This window comes from Blastococcus sp. SYSU D00669 (genome assembly GCF_054050715.1).
This window is the reverse complement of the sequence record NZ_JBJGZV010000018.1, coordinates 81313-104057: the sequence shown is the minus strand read 5'-3', so window position 1 is coordinate 104057 and position 22745 is coordinate 81313. Positions and strand designations below refer to the sequence as shown.

Here is a 22745-nt window from a genome sequence, read left to right as displayed (position 1 = left end):
TATCGATAGTCGGCGGGCGGGTGGGCGGCGCGGCGGGGCGGGCCGGGCGGCGCCCCCCCCCCCCCCCCCCCCCCCCCCCCCCCCCCCCCCCCCCCCCCCCCCCCCCCCCCCCCCCCCCCCCCCCCCGCACGCCGCCCGGGAGGCGGTCCGTGCGGTCCTCGCAGCCGAGGGGTGAGGCGAAGCTCACCCCTCGGGGTGAAGTTCTCTCGGTGTTTCCGCGCTGCTGCCTTCAGTTCTTAGGAATAGTCTTCGCTGCGCCTGTATTAGTACGGGTAGGACACCGAGACAGCCTGAGAAGGAGCAGTAGAGATGAGCAGCGTGACGTCCAGCTGGCGCGAGCGTCGGCAGGCGGCGCGGACGCGGCGGGCGCTCGACAACGCCCTCGCCCGCGCGACCGGCCCGGCGATGGTCGACGAGTTGCTGACGCTGGCCTCGAGCCACGCGTACAACAGCGTCCCTCGCTGAGCGCGCACGACGACGGCCCCGCCTCCTGCAGGAGGCGGGGCCGTCGTCGTCCGTCGGCTCAGTCGCGCAGGCGTGAGCGCAGCGCCGCGCGGTCGTCGGCGCCGAAGCCGTGGCTCTCCAGCCAGCCGATCGGCCCGCCGTGCCGCTCGTCCAGCACCCGCAGCAGCCCCTCCATCGTCGCGGCGTGCGGCGTGTGGTCGGCGACGGCGCGGCGCTGCATGTCCTCGGCGTAGGTGGGCGTGGCGGCCAGCCGGGCGACGATGTCGTGGATGACCTGGGCGGTCAGCGCGTAGTCGGCGACGATCTCCTCGTGGGGCACGCCGGCCACCGCGAGCGAGAGCGCCACGACGACCCCGGTGCGGTCCTTGCCGGCGGCGCAGTGGACGACCGCGGCACCCGGTCCGCCGTACCCCAGGGCGCGCAGCGCCTCGACCACGGCGTCGGACCGGTCGTGCAGGTAGCCGAGGTAGGAGCGCACCGCCGGCGGCTCGTGCTCGTCGCCCTCGGCCACCTGCCGCGGCAGCACCGACTCCTGCCAGCCCGCGGGCAGCTCCGGCAGCTCGTCGTCCTCCTCGACGGCGAAGACGTCGGTGCGGTGCCCCCGCTCGGGCAGCAGCGAGAAGTGCCGGTGCACCACGTCGGGGACGTCGCGCAGCGGGCCGCGGCCCTCCAGCAGGACCTCGGCGGTGGTGCGCAGGTCGATCACCTCGCGCACCTTGAGCTCGTCGACGAGCAGGCGGACGTCGTCGACGGTCAGGGTCTGCAGGTTGTCGCTGCGCAGGATCCGGCCGGGCAGCGTGTGCCCGCCGTCGGTGGTGGGCAGGCCGCCCAGGTCGCGGGTGTTGGCGGTGCCGGCGAGCCGGATCCAGCGGTCGGGGTGCGGGGAGGTCACGCCTCGACGGTACGGCCCCCGGACGACGGGACGGTGTCGAGACGGTTGCCGCGACCCGTACGCGCCAGCAGCCCGTCGCAGACGGCGACCAGCCGCTCCCGGAGTTCCGCCGCCCGCGCGGCGAACGCCCGTTGGCGCCGCACGTACTCCGCCTTGCCCTCCGCCGTCTCGACCGCGACCGCGGGCTGGCCGTAGGAGGACAGGTCGTACGGCGAGGCCTGCATGTCGAGCAGGCGCACGTCGCGGGCGAGCTCGAAGCAGTCGAGGGCCAGCTCGCCGGGCACGGCGGGTGTCAGCTTGCCGGCCCACTTGTGCAGGTCCATGGAGGCGTGCAGGCAGCCGGGCTGCTCGAGGTCGACCTGCGTGGCGCGGGTCGGCTGCAGCCGGTTGAGCGGGACGGCGGCCGGGGTGAAGAACCGGAAGGCGTCGAAGTGCGAGCAGCGGACCGGGTGCGCCTCGACGACGGCGTCGGTGCCGGCCTGGCCGAGCCGCAGCGGCAGCGGGTGCCGGTGCCCGTCCTGGCGGTAGACCATGGCCCACTCGTGCAGTCCGAAGCAGCCGGTGTGGACCGGCCGGGCGGCGGTGGCCGACAGCAGCCGGTGCACGAAGCGGACCGTGTCGCCGCGGTCGGTGACGAACGCGGCGACGTGGAGCCGGACGGCGCCGTCGTCACCGGTGGCGTACCAGCGCCAGTCCGCGTGCGGGGCCGGGCCGCCGTCGGCCGGCTCGAGGACGACGCCGGCGCCCGGGTGCCAGCGGCGCAGCAGCGACGGGCGGGTGCTGTAGTACTCGAACAGGAAGTCCTCGACGGCGTGCCGATCGCCGGTGGCCTTGCGGGCCCGGTGGCCGGCGGTCAGCGCATCGGCACGCTCGGCGTGCGCGCGCGACCGCTCCTGCCAGACCTCCGCGCGCACCGGTCCAGGGTACGGACGGTCAGGCGGAGGTGAGCCGGAGCAGCCGCAGGGCCAGCTGCAGCTCGAGGGCGGGGCCGGGCGCGGACCAGTCCGCACCCAGCAGGCGGCCGATCCGGTCGAGCCGCTGGCCCACCGTGTTGACGTGCACGCCCAGCGCCTCGGCCGCACGGGCCGGTGAGCCGCCGGCGTCGAACCAGGCCTCGAGGGTTGCCACGAGCGCGGTGCCGCGCCGCCGGTCGTACTCGACGACGGGGCCGACGGTCGCCGTCACGAAGCCGGGGACGTCGCGGTGCTCGCCGATGAGCAGCCCGACGAAGCCGAGCTCGGCGGCGCTGGCGGACTGGCCGGACCGCCCGAGGGCCAGCAGGGCCGCGGTGCAGCGGGAGGCCTCGGTGTACGCCGTCGCCAGGCCGGCCGCGCCCGCCGCAGGCCCGGCCGCCCCGGCGGTGACGGGCGCCCCTCCGGCGCCGGAGAGCTCGCGCCCGGCGGTGGCGGCCGCCTCCTCCGGGCCGATCCCCGGCACGCACAGCACGACCCGCCCGTCGTGCAGGCCGGCCAGGCCGCCCCGCGTCGCGGCCAGGTGCACGGCGGCGGCGAGCGCCCGCGCGCGGCGCGCGTCCGGCACCTCGGCGACGACGACGGCGTGCGGCTGGTCCAGGTCGGCCCCGAACCGCCGCGCGCGCTCGCGCAGGCCGTCGGGGTCGCGCCCCGGGGCGGTCAGCAGCTCGTCGAGCAGCTCGCCGCGCACGCGGTTCTCCGCCTCGCTCGCCGTCCGGCGGATGAGCAGCAGCAGCGCCGTGACCAGCGCCGCCCGCTCCAGGATCCGCCGGTCGGCACCCGACAGGTCGTCGTCCCGGTGCAGCACGAGGCCGCCGAGCAGCTCGTTGCCCACGGTGACCGCGGTGGTCCACCAGCTGCCGTCCCGCGCGGTCCGCCCGGTCGCCCGGGCCTGCGCCAGGGCGGCCGCGGGGTCGGGCGGGAGCTCGTCGTCCGGTCCTCCCGGGGACGGGCGGCCCTCCTCGTCGAGCACGGTGATCCGGCCACCGAGCACCTCGGTCACCGCCCCGGCGACGTCGTCCACCCCGCCGCCGCGGAGCACGACGTCGATGAACCGGTCGTGCGCCTCGGCCGCCCGCTCGACGGAGGTCGTGTGGGCGCGCAGCTCGCGGGTGGCGGCGGAGAGCTCCTCGAGGGCGGTGCGGGTCTCCTCCAGCAGCCGGGCGTTGTCGAGGGCGATCGCGGCGTGCGCGGCCAGCGACCCGAGCAGCGCCACCTCCGAGCGGTCGAACGAGCGCTGGCTGCGGTCGGCGGCGTAGAGGACGCCCATCACCGACGAGCCGCGGATGAGCGGGACGCCGAGGATGGCGACCAGGCCCTCCTCGTTGACCCCGCCGTTGATCTCGGCGGTGTGCAGGAACCGGTCGTCCCGCGAGTAGTCCGCCGTCGCGTACGGCGACGCCGTCTGCGCGACCAGCCCGCCGAGGCCCTCGCCCATGCCGAGCCGCAGCGCCTGGAACCGCGCCGAGACCGACCCGTCGGTCACCCGCATGTAGGTGTCGCCGCGGCCCTCGTCGTTGAGCGTCAGGTAGGCGACGTCGGTGCCGAGCAGCTGGCGGGCCCGGCGGACGATCGCCGTCAGCACCGAGTCGACGCTGCGCAGCGCGGCGAGGTCGCCGGCGGTGTCGAACAGGGCGGCCAGCTCCGACTCCCGCCGGCGGCGGGCGGCGAACGCCTCGCGCACGCGCAGCGCGAGGAGCTTCAGCTGCTCCAGCTCGGCGACGGTGGTGCCGTCGGCGCCCGCGGCGCGGGCGCGCACCAGCGGCCGCTCGTACTCGATCGCCGCGGCGTCGTCGAGCAGCAGCTGGAAGTACTCCGCGGCCGTCAGCGGGCGCTCCAGCCGCCGTCGAGCAGGAGCGACGTGCCGGTGACCGACGCGGCGGCGGGGGAGCAGAGGTAGGCGACGGCCTCGGCCACCTCCGCCGGCTCGAGCAGGCGCTTCACCGCGGCGGGGGCGAGCATCACCTGCTCCACCACCTCGTCCTCCGACAGTCCGTGCGCGCGGGCCTGGTCGGCGATCTGCCCCTCCACCAGCGGGGTGCGCACGTAGGCGGGGGCGACGCAGTTCGAGGTGACGCCGTGCTCGGCGCCCTCGAGGGCGATCACCTTCGACAGGCCCTCCAGGCCGTGCTTCGCCGTCACGTAGGCGGACTTGAAGGCCGAGGCGCGGTGCCCGTGGATCGAGCTGACGTGCACCACCCGGCCCCAGCCGCGGGCGTACATGTGCGGCAGCGCGCCGCGGACCAGGCGGAACGGCGCCTCGAGCATCAGCCGGAGGATGTGGGAGAACCGGTCGACGGGGAACTCGTGCAGCGGCGCCACGTGCTGGAGCCCCGCGTTGTTGACCAGGACGTCGACGTCCAGGTCGAGGTCGTCGACCGCGTCGAGGTCGGAGAGGTCGACGACGACGGCGAGCCCGCCGACCTCGTCGGCGACGGCCTTGGCGGCCTCGGCGTCCCGATCCACCACGACCACCGAGGCGCCGGCCGCGGCGAGCCGCTGCGCGCACGCGCGCCCGATGCCCGAGGCGCCCCCGGTGACCAGTGCCCGTCGTCCCACCAGCTCGTCGGCCATGGCAGCACGGTATGCCGGGGGCGTGCGGTGCGCGCACGTGGCGCCGCCACACACCCCGGGTTTCGACCGTGTCGTCGAGCGACATCGCGGGTAATGCGGCCGCACGGCCGGACCCGGGACGCACGGCCGGCGCGCGCCCGGTGTGGGCCCGCACCACATGGTCCGCAGGGCTTTCGCGGCCGGTCGCCACATGGTGACGCTCGTCACCGGCTCCTAGCGTCGGGAGGACTGCACCTCCCGGCCTCTCGACGAGGAGACCTCCCCCATGTCCGCACCCGCCACCTCCGGCACGCGCTTCGGCCGCGTCGTCGGCGCGAGCATCGTCGGCACCACGGTCGAGTGGTACGACTTCTTCCTCTACGGCTCGGCCGCCGCGCTCGTCTTCAACGACCTGTTCTTCCCGAAGCAGGACGACTTCGTCGGCACCCTCGCCGCCTTCGCCACCTACGCCGTGGGGTTCTTCGCGAGACCGGTGGGCGCGCTGGTGTTCGGCCACTTCGGCGACCGGCTCGGCCGCAAGAAGCTGCTGGTGATCTCGCTGCTCATGATGGGCGGCGCGACCTTCCTCATCGGCCTGCTGCCCACTTACGCCACGGTCGGCGTCCTCGCCCCCGTCCTGCTCATCCTGCTGCGTCTCATCCAGGGCTTCGCCCTCGGCGGTGAGTGGGGCGGCGCGGTGCTCATCGTGTCCGAGCACGGCAAGCCTGAGCACCGCGGCTTCTGGGCGTCCTGGCCGCAGGCCGGCGCCCCGGCGGGCAACCTGCTGGCCACCGGCGTGCTGGCCCTGCTGGCCGCGTTCCAGTCCGACGACGCCTTCGCAGCGTGGGGCTGGCGGGTCCCGTTCCTGCTCTCGGCCGTGCTCATCGTCGTCGGTCTGTTCGTGCGGCTGGCCGTGAGCGAGTCCCCGGTGTTCCTCGAGGCGCAGCGCGCCGCCGCCGAGAAGGCGGCCGCCAGTGGCGTGGCCGAGAAGGCCCCGATCGTCACGGTCCTCGCCCGCTACAAGCGCGAGGTGCTCACCGCGATGGGCGCTCGCATCGCCGAGAACGTCTCGTTCTACGTCCTCACGGCGTTCACGCTGGTCTACATCCGCGACGTGCGGGGGCTGGAGGCGTCGTTCGCGCTCAACGCCGTCCTCATCTCCTCCGCCGTCCACCTGGTGACCATCCCGCTGTGGGGGGCGCTGTCCGACCGGATCGGCCGCCGGCCGGTCTACCTGTTCGGCGCGGCCGGCATCGGGGTCTGGGCGTACGCGCTGTTCGGGCTGCTCGACCAGGACAACTTCGCCCTCGCCGTCGTGGCGATCACCACGGGCCTGCTCTTCCACGGTGCGATGTACGGGCCGCAGGCGGCGTTCTTCTCCGAGCTGTTCGGCACCAAAGCGCGGTACACGGGCGTGTCCGTCGGGGCGCAGCTGGCCTCGGTGGTGGCCGGGGCGCCCGCGCCGCTCATCGCGCTGGCGCTGCTGGGCAGCTTCGAGGACCCGAACCCGGGTGCGGTGGCGCTGTACCTGATCGCGTGCGCGGCCGTCACCTTGATCGCCGTCTGGTCCTACGGCGAGACCCGCACACGCGACCTCGCCGGCGACGAAGGCGTCGTGCTCGAGGACGGGCGCACCGCCGCGGGCGTGTAGGAGCCGCACGCAGGAACGGGCTCCCCGCGACCGGCCGGTCGCGGGGAGCCCGTTCGCGTGTCGTCAGTCGGAGGTGTTGCCGGGGCGGGCGACGCCGTCGTCCCGCTGCGCCTCGTCGTCGGTGGTCAGGGTGACGTCGCGCTCGCCGCCGTCGCTCGCGTCGTTGCCGGGCGTGCCGTCGACCATGTTGCTGCTCGAGTCGGCGTCGCTGGTGTCCGGGGACTCCCGGTAGCCGGTGGGCTGGGACTCGGTCACGGTGCTCCTCCTAGGCCGGGTCGGGTTCGGCGCGCTGCGCGGTCGAGAGGTCGCTGCCACCCCGGGCGGGCTGCTCGTCCGGCGACGCGGCGTCCCGCTCGACGGCCTGCTCACGGGTCAGGGGGACGTCCTCGAACGAGGACCCGGACCCGCTGTCGCTGTTGTCGCCGCTGCCCGAGGCGGTGGGGACGTCCTGCTGGATGCGGTCGCTGCCCGCAGGGTCGGTCATGGTCCGACCATGCCCAGGCCGGGCCCCCGGAAACGGCGACGGCCGCCTCCCCTGGTCGGGGAGGCGGCCGCCGGCGCTGTGGCTCACAGGGCCGCTTCGGGCACCTCCATGAGCGCGTTGTCGGTGTTCTCGACGACGAACCGCTCGGCGGTCAGCTTCGGCAGCACCTGGGTGCAGAAGAAGCGGGTCGCGGCGAGCTTGCCCTCGTAGAAGTGCCGGTCCCTCTCGCTCACCTCGCCGGCGAGCGCGGCGAGGGCGACCTCGGACTGGCGGACCAGCAGCCAGGCGGTGATCAGGTCGCCGGCGGCCAGCAGCAGCCGCGAGGTGTTCTGGGCGACCTTGTAGAGGCTGGTCATGTCCTCCTGCGCGGCCGTGAGGTGGCCGAACATCGCCGTCAGCATGCCCTGCACGTCGGAGAGGGCGGTGGCCAGCAGCGCCCGTTCCTCCTTGAGCCGGCCGTTGCCCACCTCGGCGTCGATCGTGGCCTGGATCTGCGAGGCCAGCCAGGTCAGCGCGACGCCGCCGTCCCTGACGATCTTCCGGAAGAAGAAGTCCTGGCCCTGGATCGCCGTCGTGCCCTCGTAGAGGGTGTCGATCTTGGAGTCCCGGATGTACTGCTCGATGGGGTAGTCCTGCAGGTAGCCGGAGCCGCCGAGGGTCTGCAGCGACTCGGCGGTGAGCAGCTGGGTGGCGCGCTCGGAGCCGAAGCCCTTGACCACCGGCAGCAGCAGGTCGTTGACCTTGGCCGCCAGCACGGCCTGCTCGCTGTCGGCAGCGCCCTCGGCCTCGGCCTGGATGACCTGGTCGCGGAAGGTGGCGGCGTAGAGGTAGAGCGCCCGCATGCCCTCGGCGTACGACTTCTGCAGCATCAGCGACCGGCGCACGTCCGGGTGGTGGGTGATGGTGACCCGCGGGGCGTCCTTGCTGGTCGCCGTCAGGTCGGCGCCCTGCACCCGCTCCTTGGCGAAGGCCAGCGCCTGCTGGTAGCCGGCCGACAGGGTGGCGATGGCCTTGGCGCCCACGAACATCCGGGCGTGCTCGATGACCTTGAACATCTGCGCGATGCCGTCGTGCACCTCGCCGACCAGCCAGCCCTTGGCCGGGACCGGCCCGTCGCCGAAGGTGAGCTCGCAGGTCGTGGAGACCTTGAGGCCCATCTTCTTCTCGACGTTGGTCACGTACACGCCGTTGCGCTCACCGAGCGCGCCGGTCTCGAGGTCCACGTGGAACTTGGGGACGACGAACAGCGACAGGCCCTTGGTGCCGGGCTTCGCGCCCTCCGGGCGGGCCAGGACCAGGTGGACGATGTTGTCGCTCAGGTCGTGCTCGGCGCTGGTGATGAACCGCTTGACGCCGGTGATGTGCCAGGAGCCGTCATCCTGCTGCACCGCCTTGGTGCGGCCGGCGCCGACGTCGGAGCCGGCGTCGGGCTCGGTGAGCACCATCGTGGCGCCCCACTTGTGCTCGATCATCAGCTCGGCCAGCCGCTGCTGGTCGGGCGTGCCGAGCTCGTGCAGCACACCGGCGAAGGCGGCCCACGCGCCGTACATGAAGACGGCGGGGTTCGCGCCCAGCACCATCTCGAAGGCGGCCCACGACAGGGCGTGCGGGGCGCCGAAGCCGCCGAGCCCCTCGGGCAGGTCGAGCCGGTACCACTCCCCGGCCTCGAGGGCGCGGACCGACTTCTTGAACGACTCGGGCAGCGTGACCGAGTGCGTCGACGGGTCGAACACCGGCGGGTTGCGGTCGGCGTCGGCGAAGGACTCCGCGATCGGGCCCTCGGCCAGCTTGCGGATCTCGGCGAGCACCCCGCGCGCGGTCTCGGCGTCCATCTGCTCGAACGGCCCGGTGCCGAACCGGTCCTTGGTGTCGAGGAACTCGAAGAGGTTGAACTCGAGGTCCCGCAGGTTCGCGGTGTAGTGGCCCATGCCGGTGGCTCCTGTGCTCGCTGTGACGGCGCTCGCTTACTCGCCAGTAACAAACGCTATTACTCGCGAGTAGCAAGAGCAAGCCAGCACGCCCGCGAGGGCGCTCGTCCGGGGTGGACGGGTGACCCTCGCGGTGCGGTCGCGGGCCTCGCGGCAGGCGGTGGGGGTGGCGGCCACGCGGCGCCGGTGACCGCCGTCCTCCCCCACCGGAAGAGGTCCTCCCCCGTGGTGCGGCGTGGGGGAGGAGCCCGCGGGATCAGGTCAGCTGATCGTGGCCGCGGTCGACGTCAGGGCTTCTTGGTGCGGCGCGCGCGCAGGGCGATGCCGGCCAGGGCGACGACGAGCCCGCCGAGCGCCGCGGCGATCACCAGCGCCAGCACCAGCGGCGCCTCGATGTTGCCGAACACCAGGCTGATGTCGACCGTCTGCGTGTTGAAGACGACGAACAGCACCAGCAGGACGGTCACGAAGATCAGCAGCGCCGCGGCCAGCGACCAGCCGATGGTCTTCCCGCGCCCACCGCCGGACGCAGGCGCGGGCGGCCGGGTGCCGACGGGGCCGGGAGCGCCGGGGGCCCCGGGGGCCCCGGGCAGCGGCCCGCCAGGACCGCCCGGGACGCCGGAGGGGCCAGGGGTGCCGATCGGGGGCTGGGGCGCGGTCACACGCCCAGTCTCCTGCGCGCCGACGCGGAGGTCACGGCCGGACCGCGCAGCGATACCGATCCGTCACCGGTGCGCGTCGGGCTCGCTCCCGGCGGGCGGGTAGGACGGCCCCGCCTGGCCGGACGCCGGCCCGGACGGGGCGCCGCCGGAGTCCTCGTCGTCGGGCGGGGCCACCGCGCTGCCCAGCGGGGCCGCGTCGGGGTCGAGCTCGGCGTCGTCCTTGCCCGTCGGTGTCGTCACCACCCGCGACTACCCCGGCTCGCGCGCGGTCAGTCGGACAGCGCCGGTCCGGCCTCGTGCCGCGGGTGGCCCGGCGTGCGCTCGCGCTGCTTCATCCGCGCCTCGAAGACGTGCCGGTCGCCGTCGGCCAGCTCGTTGCGCGCCCGCTCGTCGAAGGCGCGGAAGGTCGACCAGTAGCTGGCGTCGTAGTCCTCGACGATCTGGAACGTCCAGCGGTCGGCGATGACGTTGCGGCCGACGAGGTCGCGGTCGAGGTCGTCGGCCAGCGCGGTGTGGCCCGCCTTGCGGAACAGCTCCACCGCCTCCTGCAGGGTCAGGTCGGCGGTGCCGGTGAGCCGGTGGAAGCCGTAGAGCAGCCCGCGGGCGTGCTCGGCGGCCTCGAGGGCCTCCGAGAGCTTGCCGAGGGCCTCCACCGTGGTGTCGTCGAGGTCGGAACGGGTGCGATCGGTGCTCACCGGCCCATCCTGCGGGCGGCGGGCGTCAGGCGCGCGCCGTACCCGCCAGCTCGGCGGCGTGGTCGATCAGCTTCTCGGCGAGCTGCCGGCCGTGGGAGGCCGGGCCATCGGGGCCGAGCAGGCCGCCGGAGAGGTACATGCCGTCGATGATCAGGTGGATCTGCGCGGCCAGGTCCTCGCCGGCACCGGGCAGCAGCTCGTCGGCCAGGCGCTCCAGGCGGCCGTGCAGCTCGAACTTGTAGTCGGCGGCGGCCACGCGGGCGGGGTGCTGCGCGTCGTCGTACTCGCTGCTCACGTTGGTGAACGGGCAGCCGCGGAAGCCGGTGCGGGTGACGTCGCGCTCGACGTGGTCGACGACCGCCAGCAGCGCGGCCCGCGGGTCGCCGTCGCACCGCAGCAGCTCGGCGTCGATCGAGGCCAGCACGGTGGCGGCCTTGCGGGCCAGGTAGGCGCCGACCAGCTCGTCCTTGCTCTTGAAGAGCCGGTAGACGGTCATCTTGCCCAGGCCCGTCTCGCGCACCAGCTCGTCCATCCCGACGCTCCGCGAGCTGCGCGTCGCGAAGAGGCGCTCAGCGGTGTCGAGGACGATCGCCTGCCGCTCGGCGCGGCTGCGGCGGACCGGGGCCGACGCGTCGTCGGCGGGGGCTAGCTTCAGGGCGGCGGTCACGCGAGGGATGCTGCCGCAGCGCGTGACGGAAGAGTTCGCGGCACGCCGAGGATGGTTGCTCTGTGTGACCAGGGGCGATCGAGCTGTGCGGTGCGCCGGGGGTCTCTGGGACCGTTGTGGCCACTCTCGGTGAGATCGCAGCACGCCCCCGGCGCCGGCCGGTCAGTTGCGGCGGATGCGCCGGGGGTTGGCGAGCAGCCGCGCGGTGGGCAGGACCGCGGTCTCCTGGGGCCGGGACCCGTCGGACTGCTCCGCCGCGGCGCCGTCGGCTACTCGGATCTCGCGCTGGGTGTCGTCCACGCCGACCAGCCTGCCCGTGCCCCCACCGGCGGAAACAGCCCCGAACCGGTGATCCCGCTCGCAGTGGGGATGATCTCCGTCACGTCCGCCTCAGCGGAGGTCGGCCAGCAGGGGGTCCCACAGGTCGAGCGACGACGGGTACGAGGCGTACACGCTGAACCGGTCGACCAGCCCGCCGAACCGGTCCCGCACCCGGCCGCCGAGCTCCTCCGGCGTCCCGACGACGGCGAACTCGGCCAGGACGTCGTCGCCGACGAGGTCCCGCATCGCCGTCCACCTGTCCTCGCGGCGGCTGACCGACAGCGCGTGCAGCTCCTCGCCCAGCGCGGCCCAGCCGTGCAGCTCCAGCACGGGGCGGTAGGCCGGCGTGCTGCCGTAGAACGCGATCGTGCCCTTGACCGCCGCCGCGGCCTCGGCGAGCTCCTCCTCGGTGCGGCCGGTGACCACCAGCCCCGGCAGGTTCACCGTCACGTCGGCGCGCGTCCGGCCCGCCGCGGTCAGGCCCTCCTCCAGCGCCGGCAGCGTCCGCTCGCGCAGGTAGCGCGCCGTGGTGAAGCCGTGCACGAGCAGCCCGTCGGCCACCTCGCCCACGAGCCGGGTCATCGCCGGGCCGACGGCGGCCAGGTACACCGGCGGCGCGCCCCACTCGTGCGGCGGCGGCGAGAACATCGGCGTCATGAGGGTGTGCCGGTAGTGCTCGCCCTCGAAGCGCAGCGGGGTGCCCTCCTGCCACGCGCCCCAGATGGCGTGCAGCGCCCCGACGAACTCGCGCATCTGCGCCACCGGCTTGCCCCACGGCATGGAGAACCGCCGCTCGACGTGCGGCTTGATCTGCGTGCCCAGCCCCAGCACGAACCGGCCGCGGGTGTAGCGCTGCAGGTCGTGGGCGGTCGACGCGAGCGTCATCGGCGAGCGCGCGAACGCGACGGCGATCGCCGTCCCGACGGTCACGCGGGTGGTCGCCGCCCCGGCGGAGTGCAGCAGCAGGAACGGGTCGTGGGCGACCTCCGAGGCCCAGATCCCCGCGTACCCGCGCACCTCCAGCTCGCGGGCGGTGGCGGGCACGTCGTCGATCCCGGTGGACAGCAGCGCGGCGTCGAGGAGCACGGCTCGGGAGCCTGCCCCACGGCCGCCGACCACCGCTACCGTCCCGCCTCGTGACCGTCGACCCGTGGACGACGCCGGAACGGCGCGCGCTGCGCGAGACCGCGGCGGCCTTCGTCCGCCGGTCGGTGCTGCCCGGGCTCGCCGCGTGGGAGGACGCCGGCGAGGTGCCCCGAGAACTGCACCGGGAGGCTGCCGCGGTCGGCCTGCTCGGCGTGGGCTTCCCCGAGGAGGTCGGCGGGCAGGGCGGCGACCTGGTCGACGTCGTCACCGTGCTCGAGGCGATGGTCGCGGCCGGCGCGTCGAGCGGCCTGCTCGCCGCGCTGTTCACGCACTCCATCGCGCTGCCGCACGTGATCGCGGCCGGCGACGCCGACCTGGTCGACCGCTTCGTCCGCCCCACGCTGGCCGGCGAGCTGATCGGCTCGCTGGCCGTCACCGAGCCCGGCGGCGGGTCGGACGTCGGGGCGCTGCGCACCCGCGCCGCCCGCGACGGCGACGAGTGGGTGGTCGACGGCGCCAAGACCTTCATCACCAGCGGCGCCCGCGCCGACTTCGTGACCACGGCGGTGCGCACCGGCGGGCCCGGCGCCCGCGGGATCAGCCTGCTCGTCGTCGAGCGCGGCTCGCCCGGGTTCACCGTCGACCGCCGGCTGGCGAAGATGGGCTGGCACTGCTCCGACACCGCCGAGCTGGGCTACGCCGGGGTCCGGGTTCCGCTGGGCCACCTGGTCGGACCGGAGGGCAGCGGCTCCGCGCAGCTCGCCCGGCAGTTCGTGACCGAGCGGCTCGCCCTGGCCGTGCACGCCTACGCCGTCGCCGACCGGGCGCTGGCGCTGGCGCGGGAGTGGACGCAGCAGCGCGCGACGTTCGGGACCCCGCTGGCCGCCCGGCAGGCCGTGGTGCACCGGCTGGTCGAGGCGCGCCAGCGGGTGGAGCTGGCCCGCACGTACACCCGCGCCGTCGTCGTCCGGCACGTCGCGGGCGAGGACGTGACGGCCGAGGCGTGCCTGGCCAAGAACGCCGCCGTAGCCGCCGGGGAGTGGGTGGTCGACCAGGCCGTCCAGCTGCACGGCGGCGCGGGCTACCTGCGCGACTCCGAGGTGGAGCGCCACTACCGCGACGTCCGCATCCTCGGCATCGGCGGCGGGGCGACCGAGGTGCTCGCCGACCTCGCCGGACGGCTGCTCGGGTACGCGGCGCCCTGAGCCGTTGTGGCGGGAGCCACACGCGTGGTGAGGTCAGCCGGTGACCTTGGACTTCGACGAGGGCGAGGAGCTGCGCGCCCTGCGGGCGGCGGTCGCCGACCTCGGGGCCCGCTACGGCCAGCCGTACTTCCTCGAGCAGGCCCGCGCCGGTGGCCGGACCGACGCCCTCTGGCAGGAGGCGGGCAAGGCCGGCTTCATCGGCGTGAACCTGCCCGAGGAGTACGGCGGCGGCGGGGGCGGGATGGTCGAGCTCTCGCTCGTGCTCGAGGAGCTCGGCGCGGCGGGCTGCCCGCTGCTGATGATGGTCGTCTCGCCCGCGATCTGCGGCACGGTCATCGCCCGCTACGGCACCGAGGCGCAGAAGGAGCGCTGGCTGCCCGGGCTCGCCGACGGCTCGACCACCATGGCCTTCGCGATCACCGAGCCCGACGCCGGCTCCAACTCGCACCGCATCGGCACGGTCGCCCGCCGGGACGGCGACGACTGGCTGCTCTCCGGCCGCAAGGTGTGGATCAGCGGCGTCGACCAGGCCGACGCGGTGCTCGTGGTGGGGCGGCTCGCCGGCGGCCCCCCCGGCACGCTGCGGCCGGCGCTGTTCGTCGTCCCCACCGACGCGCCGGGGCTGACCGCGCACCCCATCCCGATGGAGATCATCAGCCCGGAGCGGCAGTTCCAGCTGTTCCTGGACGACGTCCGGCTGCCCGCCGACGCCCTGGTGGGGCACCCCGACCAGGGCATCGCGCAGCTGTTCGCCGGCCTGAACCCCGAGCGGGTCATGGCCGCCGCCTACTCGCTGGGGGTGGCCCGGCTGGCCATGGCCAAGGCGACCTCCTACGCGCGGGAGCGCCAGGTGTGGGGGACGCCGATCGGCGCGCACCAGGGGCTGGCGCACCCGCTGGCCGCCTGCCAGGTCGAGATCGAGCTGGCCCGCCTGATGACGCAGAAGGCGGCCTGGCTCATCGACGCCGGCCGCGACGCCGGCAGCGCGGCCAACAGCGCCAAGTACGCCGCCGCCGAGGCCGCGGTGCACGCCGTCGACCAGGCCATCCAGACCCACGGCGGCAGCGGCCTGTCCCAGGAGTACGGCGTGGCCGCGCTGCTGGCGATGTCCCGCGTCAGCCGGATCGCGCCGGTCAGCCGCGAGATGATCCTCAGCTTCGTCGCCCAGCACGACCTGCAGCTCCCCCGCTCCTATTGACCGCTTCCGGCGCCGAAAGCGGTCCCGCTTTCGGCGCGGAAAGCAGAAATCCGAGGACGCCCGTGCCCGAACCGCGCATCCACACCAGCGAGTACCCGCCGGTCGAGACGCCGACGACGCCCATCTGGCAGACCGTGCTGTCCGACGCCGCCGCCCGCGGCGACCACCCCGCCCTCGTCGACGGCGTCACCGGCCAGACCATCGGCTACGCGCAGCTGGCGCACATGGTCGAGCGGATGGCCGCGGGCTTCGCCGAGATCGGCGTGACGCCGGGGGACGTCGTCGCGCTGCACAGCCCGAACACGGTGCTCTACCCGGTCGTCTTCTACGCGGCCAGCAGGGCCGGCGCCACGGTCACCACCCTGTCGGCGCTGGCCACCGCCAAGGACATGGCCGGCCAGCTCGCCGACTCCGGCGCCACCCTCGTGGTCACCGTCGGCGCGCTGCTGCCGGTCGCGCTGGAGGCGGCGGGGGAGCGGCCGGTGTGGACCTGCGACCGGGTCGAGGGCCACCCCAGCGTGCAGGACCTCCTGGCCGCGCAGGGCCCGGCGCCCGAGGTCGCCGTCGACCCGGCCGAGGACGTCGCCGTCCTGCCCTACTCGTCGGGGACGACGGCGCTGCCCAAGGGCGTGATGCTGACCCACGCCAGCATCGGCGTGAACCTGGCGCAGATCGACGCGCTGCACACCATGGGCCCGGAGGACCGCATCGTCGCCGTCCTGCCGTTCTTCCACATCTACGGCATGACCGTGCTGATGAACGTGGCGCTGCGCAAGGGCGCCACCGTGGTCGTGCTGCCGCGCTTCGACCTGACCCAGTTCCTCGACGTGATGGAACAGCACCGCATCACGCGGGCCTACGTGGCGCCCCCGGTCGTCCTGGCGCTGGCCAAGCACCCGGCCGTCGAGGGCCGCGACTTCTCCGCCCTCACGTTCCTCCTGAGCGCCGCCGCCCCGCTCGACGCCGAGCTCGCGCAGGTGTGCGCCGACCGGCTGGGCTGCGAGATCGGCCAGGCGTACGGCATGACCGAGCTCAGCCCCGGCACCCACCTGGTGCCCGACGGCACCGCGCGGTCCGCCCCGCCCGGGACGGTCGGCAAGCTCTTCCCCTCCACCGAGGCGCGGCTGGTGTCGGTCGAGACCGGCGAGGACGTCGGCCCCGGCGAGGAGGGCGAGATCTGGATCCGCGGGCCGCAGCGGATGAAGGGCTACTTCGGCCGGCCGGAGGAGACCGACACCCTCATCGACGCCGACGGCTGGCTGCACACCGGCGACATCGGCGTCGTCGACGAGGACGGCTGGTGGTTCGTCGTCGACCGGGTCAAGGAGCTGATCAAGTACAAGGGCTACCAGGTCGCGCCGGCCGAGCTGGAGGCCGTCCTGCTGGCCAGCCCGGACGTCGCCGACGCCGCGGTCATCGGCGTCTACGACGAGAAGGGCGACGAGGTGCCCAAGGCGTTCGTCGTCCGCGCGCCCAGCAGCAGCGCCACCGAGGACGACCTGCTCGCGTACGTCGCCGAGCACACCGCGCCGTACAAGCGGGTGCGCCGCGTGGAGTTCATCGACGCGGTGCCCAAGGCGGCGAGCGGGAAGATCCTGCGGCGCGAGCTGCGCGCCCGGGAGAAGGAGACCGCCGGTCAGGCCTGACCCGGGGTGTCGGCGCCCTCTCCGACGTCGTCGCCCTCGGCCGGCTGCTGCGGGTGCGGGGTGCGGGCGTCGACCTCGCGGCCGGGGTCGGCGTCGCCCTCGGCCGGCTCGCTGGTGTGCGGCGTGCGCTCGGGTTCGGTCATGCCGCGTGCTGTGCCCGGGCGTGACCTCGTGAAACGGGGTCAGCGGACCTCGACCGCGGCCGGGGTGCGGGCCAGCGCCTCCCGGACGGCGGCGTCCTCCGGCAGCGCGCCGCGGGCGCCGGGACCGGTCGTCGACAGGGCGGCGGCGGCGACGGCGTACCGCACCGCCTCGGGCAGCGGCACGCGCTCGGCCAGGGCGGCGGCCAGCGCGCCGCAGAAGCAGTCGCCGGCGCCGGTGGTGTCGAGCGCGGTCACCGCGGGCGGCGCCTGCAGCAGCACCGGGCCGCCGCCGGCGGGGACGACGAGCGCGCCCCGGGCGCCGAGGGTGACCACGACCGCCGACGACGTGACCGATCGCGCCAGCCGCGCCAGCTCGGCCGGACCCCGCTCCCCGGCGGGTGCCCCGGCCAGGGCGGCCAGCTCGTGCTCGTTGGGCACGAGCACGTCGACCCGCGCCAGGAGGTCGGCCGGCAGCTCGCGCGGCGGGGCCGGGGTGAGGACGACGGTCCCGCCGGCGGCCGCGGCGGCCGCGGTGACCGCCGCGAGGGGGATCTCCAGCTGCAGCAGCAGGACGTCGGCCCGGTGGACCGGCTCGGCGACCACGTCGTCCGCCGTCACCTCCCCGTTCGCCCCGGGGACGACGACGATCAGGTTCTCGCCGCTGCCCTCCTCCACCGCGATGGTGGCGGTGCCGGTCGACGCGCCCGGCGTGCGGTGCACCCGGCTGACGTTCACCCGCGACTCGGCGAGCGCGGCCAGCTGCCGCGTGCCGGCCGGGTCGTCGCCGACGCGGCCGATCATGTGCACGCCCGGCGCCAGCCGTCCTGCGGCGGCGGCCTGGTTCGCGCCCTTGCCGCCGGGCGCCAGCGTCGTCCCCTCGCCGATCACCGTCTCGCCGCGGCCGGGCAGCCGCCGCACCCGGACGAGCACGTCCTCGTTCAGGCTGCCGACGACGGTGACGGACATGCGGGCCTCCCAGGGTGAGCGGGCCCGGTCATCCTTCCCGGTCGGCCTCCTCCTGCGGCTCGGGGGCCGTCCCGAGACCGGAGCGGCGCGCCCAAAGGGGCAGCAGGTAGAAGGTGGTGATCCCGACCAGCGCGAGGACGCCGCCGCTCAGCACCCCCGCCCAGCGGCCCAGGACGACGTCGAGCACCAGCAGCACGCCGGCGCTGATCGCGACCACCAGCAGGCCCAGGCCGGTCATGAGCAGCCGGTCGGCCACGGTCACCAGCCCCGCCTTCTGCCGGCGGCGGAACACCATGCGGTGGAACGACACCGGCGCGATGAGCGCGATCGTGGCCAGCGCCGTCGACAGCAGGGTCAGTGTGTAGACGCCGACCTGGAAGCCGTCGAGCTCCTCGAAGCGCTGCGTGAACGCCAGCCCGAGCAGGAACGCGAACAGCACCTGCACGCCGGTGATGGCGACGCGCAGCTCCTGCAGCAGCTCGGCCAGGTTGCGGTCGAGCAGCTGGTCCACCGTCTCCCCGCGCGTCCGCGCGCTCTGCGCCGTCGCCTCGGCGCCGAACCGCTCGCGGTGCGGCAGCAGCGACAGCTCCGGTTTCCCCGCCACGTCCCGGAGGTACCCGCTCCGCGCAGCCGACACCCGGGAGCCCCCATGGCCGAGTACGACGCCGACACCGTCCGCCGCGACTTCGAGGACGCGGTCAACATGACCGCCGGCGAGCTGGAGGAGTGGCTGGGGACCGACGAGTCGCAGGCCGTCGGGCAGAAGGACGGTCTGGGGGAGTCCACCGGCCACGCGTCCGGACGGCGGATCGTCGAGCTCCTGCGCACGAAGAAGGCCGACCTCACCGACGACGACCTCGACCACATGCGCAAGGTCCACGGCTACGTGCAGCGGCACCTGGCGCAGGAGCCCGCCAGGGAGGACGTCGAGACGTCGAGGTGGCGGTACTCGCTGATGAACTGGGGTCATGATCCGTTGAAGTCGGCGTGACCACGGAGCTGCGCCGCAACGACCCCGCCCAGTACGACCTGCTGGCCGACCAGTGGTGGGACCCCGCAGGCGGGTTCGCCGCCCTGCACTGGCTCGCCGCCTCGCGCGCCGAGCACCTGCCGCCGGCGCCCCGGCCGGGTGCCGTGCTGGTCGACCTCGCCTGCGGCGGCGGGCTCATGGCCCCCCACGTGCAGCGGCTCGGCTACCGGCACGTCGGCGTCGACATCCGCCGGCGCAACCTGGAGATAGCCGGTGACCACGGCGTCCTGCCGGTCCTCGGGTCGGTGCTCTCGGTCCCCCTGGCCGACGGGTGCGCCGACGTCGTCGTCGCCGGGGAGGTGCTCGAGCACGTGGACGACGACGTCGCCGTCCTCGCCGAGTGCGCCCGGCTGCTGCGCCCCGGCGGCACCCTCGTGCTCGACGCCCTGGCCGACACGAAGCTGTCGGAGCTGGTGATGGTCCGCCTCCTCGAGCACGTGCCCGGCGGGCCGCCGCCGGGACTGCACGACCCGGCGCTGTTCGTCGACCGCCGCCGGCTGCTCGCGGCCGCCGACCGGCTCGGGCTCGACCTCCGGCTGGTGGGCCTGCGGCCGTCGATGCGGGAGGCGATCGCGTGGAAGCTCGGCCGCCGGGAGATGGTCCGGATGAAGCCGATCCGCTCCACGGCGGTCGTCTTCGCTGGTTACGGCCGCAAGCGGTGAGCCGGATGCGCAGTTACCGTCGGGGAATGCGGGCGGACCAGCGGTGAACGCGGCGGTGCTGACCGGCGCGGGCGCGGCCCTGCCGGCGACCCTCGGCCAGGACGCCGTCTGGGAGGGCTACTTCGCCCGGCACTACGCGGGCGTGCGCGCCGCCCGGCGGATCTTCGCCTCGGCCGGCGTCCGCACGCGGCACGCGGTCGCCAACCCCGTCGACGAGGACCTCAGCGGCTGGGGCACCGGCGCGCGGATGGCCCGCTACGTCGAGGAGGCGCTGCCCCTGGGCAAGCAGGCGGTGGCCGGCGCCCTCGACGCGGCCGGCCTGGCGCCCGGCGACGTCGGCCTGTTCGCCGTCGCCACCTGCACCGGCTACGCCACCCCCGGCCTCGACATCCGCCTGGCCAGCGACCTCGGCATGCCGGCCGGGCTGCAGCGGCTGCTGGTCGGCCACATGGGCTGCTACGCCGCGATCCCGGGCCTGGCCGCGGCGGGCGACTTCGTGGCTGCCCGCGGCCGGCCCGCGGTCCTGCTCTGCTGCGAGCTGACCAGCCTGCACGTCCAGCCCGCGCAGGCCGACCTCGAGCAGGTCGTCGCGCACGCGCTGTTCTCCGACGCGGCCGCCGCCGTCGTGCTCGAGCCCGGCGCGGGCCGCGGCCGCCGGCTGGCCGGGGTGGTGGCGCGCACCGACCCCTCCACCGCCGACCACATGACCTGGGACGTCACCGACCTGGGCTTCCGCATGGGGCTCTCCGCGAGGGTGCCGGACGTGCTGGCCCGGCACGTCGGCGACGTCGTCGACGAGCTGCTCACCGGTGCGGGCCTGCGGGTGGAGGACGTCGCCGGGTGGGCGGTGCACCCCGGCGGCCCCCGGATCCTCGACGTCGTCCGCGACGAGCTGGGGCTCGCCGAGTGGGCGCTGGCCGCCTCCCGGCGCGTGCTGGCCGAGCACGGCAACTGCTCCTCGGCGACGGTGCTGCTCGTGCTGCAGGAGCTGGCCGACGTCGACGGGCCGGTGGTGGCGATGGCCTTCGGGCCCGGGCTCACGCTGTACGCCACCCTGCTGCTGCCCACGTAGGCGGGTCGGAAGTCCCCACCCAGGGACGTTGGGCCCTACGCTTCAACCTTGCAGTTCCGGCTCGTCCGGAAGGGGGCGGGGCTCGTGCAACGGAGCACGGCGGCGCCGGTGCGGGTCTTCCTCGTCGACGACCACGAGATCGTCCGGCGCGGGGTGGCCGAGGTCCTCGAGGAGGACCCCGGCATCACCGTCGCGGGCGAGGCGGGCTCGGTGGCCGAGGCGCTCGCCCGCGTGCCCGCCGTCCGGCCCGACGTCGTCGTGGTGGACATGCGGCTGCCCGACGGCAGCGGCGCCGAGGTGTGCCGGCAGCTGCGGGCCCGGGTGCCGGGGATGCGCACCCTCGTGCTCACCAGCTACGCCGACGAGGAGGCGCTCGCCGCCGCGGTACGCGCCGGCGCCTCCGGCTACCTGCTCAAGCAGGTCCGCGGGCCGGCGCTGGTCTCGGCGGTGCGCACGGTCGCCGCGGGCGGGACCCTCTTCGACCCCGGCGCCGGGCCGCCGCGGGGTGCCCCGGCCCGGCGGCCGGCCGAGGGGCGCAGCAAGCTGGCCCAGCTGACCGACCAGGAGCGCACCGTGCTGCGGCTGATCGGGGAGGGCCTGACCAACCGCCAGATCGGCGACCGGATGGGCCTGGCCGAGAAGACGGTCAAGAACTACACCAGCCACCTGCTGGCCAAGCTCGGCCTGGAGCGGCGCACCCAGGCGGCGATCCTCGCCACGGAGCTGCGCGACCGCCCGCAGGGCTAGGCGCCGCAGGGGCGGGTCACGGGCGGGGGACCGTCCAGCGGACCTCGGTGCCCGCCTGCCCGGAGGAGACGTCCAGCCGGCCGCCGCGGCGTGCGGCGCGGTCGGCGAGGTTGGCCAGCCCGCTGCGCGCGTAGACCTCCGGCAGCCCGGTCCCGTCGTCGGTGACGATCACGTGCACGTCGCCGTCGCCGTCGACGTCGGCGGCGACGGTCACCCGGTGGGCGCCGGAGTGCCGGACGACGTTGCTGACCAGCTCGCGCACGACGGCGACCAGGTCGGGCACGAGGTCGCGGGGCAGGGTGTCGAGCTCCCCGCGCAGCCGCAGGTCGCGGCGCAGCGGCCGGCCCTCGGTGATGCCGCGCACCACCTCGGCCAGCTGGCGGCGCACGGTGGCGGCCGCGTCGTCGTCCTCCTGGAGCTCGAAGATCGCCGCCCGGATCTCCGCGATGGTGGCGTCGAGCTCGTCGATGCTGCGACCGAGCCGTGAGGCGATGCCCGGCTGGCTGGCCTCGAGCGAGCGGCTGAGCCGGTCCAGCGACAGCACGGTGGCGAAGATCCGCTGGACGACGTGGTCGTGCAGGTCGCGGGCGATCCGGTCGCGGTCGGCCTGCACCTGCAGCCGCCGCTCCCGCCGCTGGCTGCGGGCGAGCTCCATCGCCAGCGCCGCGCGGGTGACGAAGGCGACGATCGGGTGGTGCGGACCGAGCTCGAACGGCTCGCGGCCCTTGCGGCGCATGGCGACGACCAGCCCCAGGGCCGGGGGCTGCCCGAACGGCGTCATGAACGCCGGCCCGAGGGCCCGGGTGATCTCGACGGCCACCTCGGCGTGCCGGCCGAGCACCGGATCGCTGCTCACGTCGTCGATCGACGTGGGGGTGCGCGACCGGTACACCTCCCCGACGTGCGTCGCGTGCAGCGGGATGCGGACGCCCTCCATGTCGGCGGCGCCGGGGCCGGACGCCGCAGCGACCCGGAGGTGGTCGTCGTCCTCGCCGGGGACCAGCACGCCGGCCAGGTCGGCCCCGGCCAGCACGCGGACCCGGTCGGCGATGTCGTGCAGCACGTCCTCCGGCTCGGCGCCGGAGAGCAGGCTCGTGGCCACCTCGGTCCCCGCCAGGAACCAGTTGCGGCCCTGCTCCGCCCGCTCGGCCGCCCGGGCGTTGCCGATCGCCAGGCCGGCCACCACGGCCAGGGCCTGCACGACCTCGACGTCGGCGGCGGTGAACGGCTCACCGCCCCGCTTCTGGGTCAGGTAGAGGTTGCCGAACACGGCGCCGCCGACGTGCACCGGGACGACCAGGAAGGGGTTGTGCGCCGGGTGCCCCGGGACGAAGCCGAGCTCGGCCGGGTCCTGGCCGAAGTCGTCCCACGTGACCACCCGCGGGGTGTCGACCAGCAGCCGCATCACCTGACCGGTGGGCAGCCGGCGGATGCGCTCGGCCTCCTTGGGGTCGGCGCCGACGACGACCATCCGGTCCAGCCGGCGCGCGTCGGGGGTGAGGACCCCGAGGGCCCCGTACGCGGCCCCGACGTGCTCCACCGCCGTCCGGAGGACGTCGTGCAGCGTCGTCTCGAGGTGGCCGGTCGCCGCGGCCGCCAGGACGGCAGCAGGCAGGACGGGCGGCTCCGCTCCCGGGTCGGGCGCCGGGAGGTCGGGCGGGGGCACGGCCCGACGGTAGGAGACCCCCGGCGGATCCGGGA

The 22745-nt window shown here is 75.1% G+C and carries 26 protein-coding genes; 9 read left to right on the top strand and 17 right to left on the bottom strand.

The annotated features are described in order from the left end of the window. Positions 1 to 309: 309 nt before the first annotated feature. A complete protein-coding gene (locus tag ACI8AF_RS14615; protein WP_456540447.1) occupies positions 310 to 465 on the top strand; it encodes a hypothetical protein in 156 nt (51 codons plus the stop codon). A gap of 58 nt (positions 466 to 523) precedes the next feature. Here ACI8AF_RS14615 and ACI8AF_RS14610 read toward each other — a convergent pair whose 3' ends face one another. From ACI8AF_RS14610 to ACI8AF_RS14595, 4 genes are all read right to left on the bottom strand, one after another. After that, positions 524 to 1357, bottom strand: coding sequence for a tyrosine-protein phosphatase (locus ACI8AF_RS14610; RefSeq protein ID WP_456540446.1), 834 nt, complete (start codon positions 1355 to 1357; stop codon positions 524 to 526). After that, positions 1354 to 2271 (bottom strand): 3-methyladenine DNA glycosylase, encoded by a 918-nt coding sequence (locus ACI8AF_RS14605; RefSeq protein ID WP_456540445.1) that lies wholly within the window; start codon positions 2269 to 2271, stop codon positions 1354 to 1356. The genes ACI8AF_RS14610 and ACI8AF_RS14605 overlap by 4 nt, the downstream gene beginning before the upstream one ends. A 19-nt stretch (positions 2272 to 2290) precedes the next feature. Then, a complete protein-coding gene (locus tag ACI8AF_RS14600) occupies positions 2291 to 4087 on the bottom strand; it encodes a helix-turn-helix domain-containing protein (RefSeq protein ID WP_456540444.1) in 1797 nt (598 codons plus the stop codon). A 65-nt stretch (positions 4088 to 4152) separates the two neighbouring features. Further along, positions 4153 to 4902, bottom strand: coding sequence for a 3-hydroxybutyrate dehydrogenase (locus ACI8AF_RS14595; RefSeq protein WP_456540443.1), 750 nt, complete (start codon positions 4900 to 4902; stop codon positions 4153 to 4155). A 265-nt stretch (positions 4903 to 5167) separates the two neighbouring features. Between ACI8AF_RS14595 and ACI8AF_RS14590 the strand changes: the two genes are divergently transcribed. Continuing rightward, complete coding sequence (locus tag ACI8AF_RS14590; protein WP_456540442.1) at positions 5168 to 6532, top strand: MFS transporter; 1365 nt, start codon at positions 5168 to 5170, stop codon at positions 6530 to 6532. Between the two features lie 63 nt (positions 6533 to 6595). Here ACI8AF_RS14590 and ACI8AF_RS14585 read toward each other — a convergent pair whose 3' ends face one another. From ACI8AF_RS14585 to ACI8AF_RS14545, 9 genes are all read right to left on the bottom strand, one after another. Further along, positions 6596 to 6787, bottom strand: a complete 192-nt coding sequence (locus tag ACI8AF_RS14585; RefSeq protein ID WP_456540441.1) for a hypothetical protein — start codon at positions 6785 to 6787, stop codon at positions 6596 to 6598. Between the two features lie 10 nt (positions 6788 to 6797). Further along, positions 6798 to 7016, bottom strand: a complete 219-nt coding sequence (locus ACI8AF_RS14580; RefSeq protein ID WP_456540440.1) for a hypothetical protein — start codon at positions 7014 to 7016, stop codon at positions 6798 to 6800. An 83-nt stretch (positions 7017 to 7099) separates the two neighbouring features. Then, positions 7100 to 8944: an acyl-CoA dehydrogenase gene (locus ACI8AF_RS14575; protein WP_456540439.1), complete on the bottom strand. Its 1845-nt coding sequence runs from the start codon at positions 8942 to 8944 to the stop codon at positions 7100 to 7102. 287 nt (positions 8945 to 9231) lie between these two features. Next, positions 9232 to 9606 (bottom strand): lipopolysaccharide assembly protein LapA domain-containing protein, encoded by a 375-nt coding sequence (locus ACI8AF_RS14570; RefSeq protein WP_456540438.1) that lies wholly within the window; start codon positions 9604 to 9606, stop codon positions 9232 to 9234. A gap of 63 nt (positions 9607 to 9669) precedes the next feature. Continuing rightward, on the bottom strand, positions 9670 to 9846 hold the full coding sequence (locus ACI8AF_RS14565) for a hypothetical protein (RefSeq protein ID WP_456540437.1): 177 nt from the start codon (positions 9844 to 9846) through the stop codon (positions 9670 to 9672). A 29-nt stretch (positions 9847 to 9875) separates the two neighbouring features. Continuing rightward, on the bottom strand, positions 9876 to 10301 hold the full coding sequence (locus ACI8AF_RS14560; RefSeq protein WP_456540436.1) for a hypothetical protein: 426 nt from the start codon (positions 10299 to 10301) through the stop codon (positions 9876 to 9878). Between the two features lie 25 nt (positions 10302 to 10326). Further along, the gene (locus ACI8AF_RS14555) at positions 10327 to 10968 is read right to left on the bottom strand and encodes a TetR/AcrR family transcriptional regulator (RefSeq protein ID WP_456540435.1); all 642 of its coding nucleotides are present in this window, start codon (positions 10966 to 10968) and stop codon (positions 10327 to 10329) included. A 162-nt stretch (positions 10969 to 11130) separates the two neighbouring features. Beyond that, the gene (locus tag ACI8AF_RS14550; RefSeq protein WP_456540434.1) at positions 11131 to 11268 is read right to left on the bottom strand and encodes a hypothetical protein; all 138 of its coding nucleotides are present in this window, start codon (positions 11266 to 11268) and stop codon (positions 11131 to 11133) included. Between the two features lie 90 nt (positions 11269 to 11358). Beyond that, complete coding sequence (locus ACI8AF_RS14545; RefSeq protein WP_456540433.1) at positions 11359 to 12375, bottom strand: TIGR03617 family F420-dependent LLM class oxidoreductase; 1017 nt, start codon at positions 12373 to 12375, stop codon at positions 11359 to 11361. A gap of 50 nt (positions 12376 to 12425) precedes the next feature. On the opposite strand from ACI8AF_RS14545, the gene ACI8AF_RS14540 reads away from it, so the two are divergent. The 3 genes from ACI8AF_RS14540 (at position 12426) to ACI8AF_RS14530 (ending at position 16424) form a co-directional block, all read left to right on the top strand. After that, positions 12426 to 13580, top strand: a complete 1155-nt coding sequence (locus ACI8AF_RS14540) for an acyl-CoA dehydrogenase family protein (RefSeq protein ID WP_456540432.1) — start codon at positions 12426 to 12428, stop codon at positions 13578 to 13580. 40 nt (positions 13581 to 13620) lie between these two features. Continuing rightward, complete coding sequence (locus ACI8AF_RS14535; RefSeq protein ID WP_456540431.1) at positions 13621 to 14778, top strand: acyl-CoA dehydrogenase family protein; 1158 nt, start codon at positions 13621 to 13623, stop codon at positions 14776 to 14778. A 62-nt stretch (positions 14779 to 14840) separates the two neighbouring features. Further along, complete coding sequence (locus tag ACI8AF_RS14530) at positions 14841 to 16424, top strand: 4-coumarate--CoA ligase family protein (protein WP_456540430.1); 1584 nt, start codon at positions 14841 to 14843, stop codon at positions 16422 to 16424. On the opposite strand, the gene ACI8AF_RS14525 is transcribed toward ACI8AF_RS14530, so the two are convergent. The 3 genes from ACI8AF_RS14525 to ACI8AF_RS14515 are packed head-to-tail and all read right to left on the bottom strand — an operon-like array spanning position 16415 to position 18137. Next, positions 16415 to 16567 carry a hypothetical protein gene (locus ACI8AF_RS14525; protein WP_456540429.1) on the bottom strand — a complete coding sequence of 51 codons (153 nt, stop codon included), beginning with the start codon at positions 16565 to 16567 and terminating at the stop codon, positions 16415 to 16417. The genes ACI8AF_RS14530 and ACI8AF_RS14525 overlap by 10 nt on opposite strands. A 39-nt stretch (positions 16568 to 16606) precedes the next feature. Next, positions 16607 to 17533, bottom strand: a complete 927-nt coding sequence (locus ACI8AF_RS14520) for a ribokinase (RefSeq protein ID WP_456540428.1) — start codon at positions 17531 to 17533, stop codon at positions 16607 to 16609. Between the two features lie 28 nt (positions 17534 to 17561). Next, positions 17562 to 18137, bottom strand: coding sequence for a DUF6328 family protein (locus ACI8AF_RS14515; RefSeq protein ID WP_456540427.1), 576 nt, complete (start codon positions 18135 to 18137; stop codon positions 17562 to 17564). 45 nt (positions 18138 to 18182) lie between these two features. Between ACI8AF_RS14515 and ACI8AF_RS14510 the strand changes: the two genes are divergently transcribed. From ACI8AF_RS14510 to ACI8AF_RS14495, 4 genes are all read left to right on the top strand, one after another. Continuing rightward, positions 18183 to 18524: a DUF3140 domain-containing protein gene (locus ACI8AF_RS14510; RefSeq protein WP_456540426.1), complete on the top strand. Its 342-nt coding sequence runs from the start codon at positions 18183 to 18185 to the stop codon at positions 18522 to 18524. Further along, on the top strand, positions 18521 to 19225 hold the full coding sequence (locus ACI8AF_RS14505; protein ID WP_456540425.1) for a methyltransferase domain-containing protein: 705 nt from the start codon (positions 18521 to 18523) through the stop codon (positions 19223 to 19225). Before ACI8AF_RS14510 ends, ACI8AF_RS14505 begins: the two co-directional genes overlap by 4 nt. A gap of 43 nt (positions 19226 to 19268) precedes the next feature. Next, positions 19269 to 20297, top strand: a complete 1029-nt coding sequence (locus ACI8AF_RS14500; protein WP_456540424.1) for a type III polyketide synthase — start codon at positions 19269 to 19271, stop codon at positions 20295 to 20297. 84 nt (positions 20298 to 20381) lie between these two features. Next, positions 20382 to 21044, top strand: coding sequence for a response regulator (locus ACI8AF_RS14495; protein ID WP_456540423.1), 663 nt, complete (start codon positions 20382 to 20384; stop codon positions 21042 to 21044). A 16-nt stretch (positions 21045 to 21060) separates the two neighbouring features. Here ACI8AF_RS14495 and ACI8AF_RS14490 read toward each other — a convergent pair whose 3' ends face one another. Beyond that, positions 21061 to 22710, bottom strand: coding sequence for a GAF domain-containing protein (locus tag ACI8AF_RS14490; RefSeq protein ID WP_456540422.1), 1650 nt, complete (start codon positions 22708 to 22710; stop codon positions 21061 to 21063). Positions 22711 to 22745 lie beyond the last annotated feature (35 nt).

Coding starts and splice junctions, on each gene's coding strand:
- ACI8AF_RS14590 (WP_456540442.1), top strand. CDS start 5,168: ATGTCCGCACCCGCCACCTCCGGCACGCGCTTCGGCCGCGTCGTCGGC.
- ACI8AF_RS14580 (WP_456540440.1), bottom strand. CDS start 7,016: ATGACCGACCCTGCGGGCAGCGACCGCATCCAGCAGGACGTCCCCACC.
- ACI8AF_RS14615 (WP_456540447.1), top strand. CDS start 310: ATGAGCAGCGTGACGTCCAGCTGGCGCGAGCGTCGGCAGGCGGCGCGG.
- ACI8AF_RS14575 (WP_456540439.1), bottom strand. CDS start 8,944: ATGGGCCACTACACCGCGAACCTGCGGGACCTCGAGTTCAACCTCTTC.
- ACI8AF_RS14510 (WP_456540426.1), top strand. CDS start 18,183: ATGGCCGAGTACGACGCCGACACCGTCCGCCGCGACTTCGAGGACGCG.
- ACI8AF_RS14595 (WP_456540443.1), bottom strand. CDS start 4,902: ATGGCCGACGAGCTGGTGGGACGACGGGCACTGGTCACCGGGGGCGCC.
- ACI8AF_RS14525 (WP_456540429.1), bottom strand. CDS start 16,567: ATGACCGAACCCGAGCGCACGCCGCACACCAGCGAGCCGGCCGAGGGC.
- ACI8AF_RS14520 (WP_456540428.1), bottom strand. CDS start 17,533: ATGTCCGTCACCGTCGTCGGCAGCCTGAACGAGGACGTGCTCGTCCGG.